This window comes from Pontibacterium sp., from assembly GCF_041587635.1.
GTDB lineage: Bacteria > Pseudomonadota > Gammaproteobacteria > Pseudomonadales > Balneatricaceae > Pontibacterium.
On the sequence record NZ_JBFGYC010000445.1, the window covers coordinates 1 to 3,398 of the forward strand.

4 protein-coding genes are annotated in these 3,398 nt (G+C 50.1%); 1 reads left to right on the plus strand and 3 read right to left on the minus strand.

From position 1 onward, the window contains the following. Positions 1-899 (plus strand): class III poly(R)-hydroxyalkanoic acid synthase subunit PhaC (phaC, locus tag ABYW01_RS17180; RefSeq protein WP_372835089.1); only part of this gene is annotated, 899 nt, incomplete at its 5' end. 224 nt (positions 900-1,123) lie between these two features. On the opposite strand, the gene phaR is transcribed toward phaC, so the two are convergent. From phaR to ABYW01_RS17195, 3 genes are all read right to left on the minus strand, one after another. Then, positions 1,124-1,600, minus strand: a complete 477-nt coding sequence (gene phaR, locus ABYW01_RS17185; protein WP_372835092.1) for a polyhydroxyalkanoate synthesis repressor PhaR — start codon at positions 1,598-1,600, stop codon at positions 1,124-1,126. A gap of 47 nt (positions 1,601-1,647) precedes the next feature. Next, entirely contained in the window at positions 1,648-1,902 is a 255-nt protein-coding gene (locus ABYW01_RS17190) for a DUF6489 family protein (protein ID WP_193951755.1), read from the minus strand. 69 nt (positions 1,903-1,971) lie between these two features. After that, positions 1,972-3,135 carry an MFS transporter gene (locus ABYW01_RS17195; RefSeq protein ID WP_372835094.1) on the minus strand — a complete coding sequence of 388 codons (1,164 nt, stop codon included), beginning with the start codon at positions 3,133-3,135 and terminating at the stop codon, positions 1,972-1,974. Positions 3,136-3,398: the final 263 nt, after the last annotated feature.

Here is a 3,398-nt window from a genome sequence, read left to right on the forward strand (position 1 = left end):
ATGCTCCCATTGGCAAACCGGCTAACAGCACGCCAGTGTTGATCTGTTACGCACTGGTGAATCGCCCGTACATGATTGACCTTGAGCCTGAACGCTCAATTCTATTGCGCCTGCTGGAACAAGGTCAGGAGGTTTATGTCATCGACTGGGGTTACCCGGATGCTGCTGATCGCTATCTTGATCTCGACGACTACATCAATGAATATCTGAACAACTGTGTAGATCACGTTCGCGAGCGTAGCGGCAAAGACCAGATCAACCTGCTGGGGATCTGTCAGGGCGGGACATTTAGCTTGTGCTATACCGCAATGAACCCGCAGAAGATCAAAAACCTCATCACCATGGTTACTCCGGTCGACTTCCATACACCGGACAATCTGCTGGCCCATCTGGCGCGCTCAGTGGATGCAGATCTTGCGGTCGACACTTACGGCAACATCCCGGGCAGCATGCTTAACGATTCCTACAACTCACTCATGCCGATGCGCTTAGGCATTCAGAAAAACCTTGGGATGCCAAACCAGCTTGAAAACGAAGAAAGCGCCTTGAGCTTTTTGCGTATGGAAAAATGGATCTACGATAGCCCTGATCAGGCTGGAGAAGCGTTCAGACAGTTCATCAAACAGTTCTTCCATGACAACAAGCTGATCAAAGGCGAAGCGATGATTGGCGACAATCAGGTAGACTTATCGAACATCACGCAGCCTGTTCTGAATATATACGGTAGCTTTGACCACCTTGTCCCGCCCGCTGCCTCAGTGGCACTGGCCAACCATGTCAGCAGCTCTGACTACGAAGAGATGAAGGTTCACGGCGGGCATATCGGCGTCTTTGTATCTGGCAAAGCACAGACCCTGGTCGCTCCCAAAATTGTAAATTGGCTAACCGCTCACGACTGATCAATCGCACCTGTTCGCCGACAGGTGCTTAACCTTTCTCGACACTCCTCATACCCAAAGGTATTCGACTCGCAACAGGTCTGCACTGCGCTTAAGCTGCACAATGAGAGTCAGAGGTAACACGATGGAAAATCATAAAGAAAGGTACGCACCCGACTGCCGCTAAGCAATCGAACGCGTATTCATTGAATCATTGCCCTGAGGACTCAGGCACAATAGAGCAGTTACTTGTCCTGCTCTTTCTCAGGCTCAGGAGCAACGTGCGGCTCTTCACCTTTTTCAGGAGTAAACATTCCGCCCCACATCGCCATGTTCTGGTCAGCGATGCGGTTCATCATGGTCAGCGGGTTCGCCGCTCCCATCATCGTTTGCATCTGCTCGCGAATGCGCTCCTGATGCTCTAAAAAAGCTGCGATACTCTGCTCCAGATACTGGCTCATCATACCCTGCATGCTGTCCCCGTAAAAACGGATCAGCTGCTGCAGCACCTGATTAGTCAGCAAGGTTCCATGCCCTTGGGCTTCCTGCTCACTAATGATCTGCAGTAAAATATTACGCGTCAGGTCAGCACCGGTTTTTGAATCCTGAACCTGAAATGCCTCACCGCTCAATACCAGCGCTTTAACATCTTCCAATGTGACGTAGCAGCTGCGTGAAGTGTCATATAGACGACGGTTAGTGTACTTTCTTAAAATACGCAAAGCAGTTCTCTCTCTTCCGAAGACCACCCAATCCCTGATACATACGACTATTCGGAACTCTTACCCCCGCCATAGGGGTTAGTCATCATGCTCAGCATTATTTTTTGCAGCGCGTCCATGGAGCCAAGCCCACTACTCAGGTACGGCTTGAACAGTGTTAGAGGATCATAACCTTCTACGCCAGCTTCCATCTGCTCGCGAATCCGATTCATCATATCCTCATGAAATCCTTCAACATCTGGCAGCCCGAGAACCTTACGCAGCTCTTCGGGTTTCATCTCGATATCTATCTTGAATTTCATCCCGACTCCTTGATGCTACTTTATTTGTTATCTTCTCTAATACTATACAAACTGCACTGCAAAACAACTTTAAACAGGATTTTGCTGCACTTTTTCCGGCCTGATCCAGACCAGAGCCAACACAATAGCGACAGCAACGACAGACGCTGAAACATAGAATGTCCAACTCCCACCCAGTCCGTCCCACAAATAACCACTGACAACCGCGCCTAACGCACCGCCTGCCCCAAATCCAAAACTCGAAAAAAGCGCCTGCCCCTGACCGTGAGTTTTATCCGTAAAGTAGTGATGCACAAGTGCAATACCAACGGCATGAAGCGTGCCAAAGGTTGCAGCATGCAGCGTTTGTGCGACCACCATCAGCGCCAACTCCTCCGGCCACAATCCGATCATCAGCCAGCGTACAACACACAACATCAGACTGACGATCATGATCCATCTCAGGCCAAAGCGCTGTATCAGAGTATGCATATAGATAAAAATGACCACCTCTGCGACAACCCCAATGGCCCACAGCACACCAATTTCACCGCGGCTAAAGCCAACACTGTCCATCAGTACGCTATAGAAGGTGTAGTAGGCACCATGACTAAACTGCACAAGAAAGCAGATAACAAAAAACGCAATCACCTGCGGACGCACCAACAGCTTCAAAAATCCATCACCCACTTCTTTACTGGCAGTAAGCACTGGCGGCGCTGGCACAAACAATGAATTTATCCAAATCAGCACCATGATAACCAGCATGATTATCGGCAGCGCACGCACACTGATCCAGTCAAACACCCAGCCCACTGCCAGCACCGCAACAATAAACCCGATCGATCCCCAGAGCCGGATACGACTGTAGCGGTCACGTTTCTCACCCAAATGAGACAACGTGATGACTTCAAATTGCGGCAGCACTGCATTCCAGAAAAAACTGAACCCAAGCATCACCATCGCAATTCCCAAGGCATCGTCCTGCCAGAAAATAGCAACGAATATCAGGCAAGTAACAAACGATCCTACCTGCACAATACGCAACCGCTGCCCGGTTTTATCTGCCAGCCACCCCCATATGTTGGGCGCGACGATACGCGTAGCGTGCAACAACGCCATCAGTAATCCGATGGTCTCTGCGCCGAACCCGTAAGATTTGAGATACAGACTCCAATACGGGACTAACGCACCCAGCAATGCGAAATAGAAAAAATAAAATCCGGACAATTGGGCGTAAGGCAAGCTAACCATAAAGCTCCATCTGGATAGAGGCGACACAATAGAAAATAGCAAAACAAAAAAACCGGCTTTCGCCGGCTTTTCAGAACACAAACACGGGCCGGATCAGGCCTCGCTCAGCGCATCCAATACAAACTGCGGCAAGGCAAACGCGCCCGCATGCACCGCAGGATTGTAATAGCGGGTTTTCATACCACTCGCAACAAAACGCTCCTGCAGGATATCCAGCGGCTGTTGACGCAAGCGACTATCATCAGATCCCCACGCCAGCGTCA

Bases quoted from the DNA above. Each gene is read 5' to 3' on its own strand.
- ABYW01_RS17190 (WP_193951755.1), bottom strand. From the start codon at position 1,902: ATGAAATTCAAGATAGATATCGAGATGAAACCCGAAGAGCTGCGTAAG.
- ABYW01_RS17195 (WP_372835094.1), bottom strand. From the start codon at position 3,135: ATGGTTAGCTTGCCTTACGCCCAATTGTCCGGATTTTATTTTTTCTAT.